An 839-nucleotide genomic window follows, 5' to 3' on the forward strand; every position below is an offset into this window, starting at 1 on the left:
GGGGAGAATGTCGCTTTTGGCCTGAAAATGCGGGGTATTCCCCGGGCAGAGCGGGAGGCTGCCGCCTGGCGCATGTTGGAGCGGGTGCAATTGGCCGGCTTTGCTCAGCGTCGGCCCAGCCAGCTCTCTGGCGGACAAGCGCAGCGGGTGGCCCTGGCGCGGGCTTTGGTGATTCGGCCCAAGGTGCTGCTGTTGGATGAACCTTTATCGGCCCTGGATGCCAACCTGCGCCAAGAGATGCAGGCCCTCATCCTGGAGCTGCAGGCGGAAACAGGGGTGACGACGGTGCTGGTTACCCACGATCAAGCAGAAGCCACAGCCATGGCCCAACGCATCGGCCTGATGTTTGAGGGGCAGCTACACCAGGTGGGATCCCCTGTGGAGTTCTATCAGCAGCCGCGCTCCGAGCGCATTGCCCGCTTTTTTGGCGGGGTCAATTTTTTCGATGCGCAGGCGGAGGGTCACCAGCTTCGCCTCAACAACGGGATCCGCTTGAAAAGCGCCGTGCCACTTCAAGGTCAGGTGCGGCTGACGGTGCGTCCGGAACAGGTGCAGGTGCTTCCCCAGCCGCCCGGCTTGGCCGACAATGTTTTCTTGGCCCAGGTGATGGCGGAACGCTTTGCGGGCACCCAGCGACGGCTGACCTTACAAACCCCTTGGGGCAGTCTGCAGGCTTGGGTGGCTCCCCATCAGATGTTTGCGCCGGGGCAGGCAGTGTGGATCCATTTGCCGCCAGAGGCTCTGTGGCCTGTGGAGATTGGCGGGGATCCCTCACCCCCGGCCCTTTTCCCAAAGGAAGAGGGGAGAGTATGACTCTAGTCAATGATATGCTGGACTAT

The 839-nt window shown here is 62.2% G+C and carries 1 protein-coding gene; it reads left to right on the plus strand.

What is annotated here, in order from left to right:
* Window positions 1-813 (plus strand): ABC transporter ATP-binding protein (locus NW815_RS06785; protein ID WP_414415833.1); only part of this gene is annotated, 813 nt, incomplete at its 5' end.
* Window positions 814-839 lie beyond the last annotated feature (26 nt).

The organism is Synechococcus sp. R6-7 (assembly GCF_047461695.1).
Taxonomy (GTDB): domain Bacteria; phylum Cyanobacteriota; class Cyanobacteriia; order Thermostichales; family Thermostichaceae; genus Thermostichus.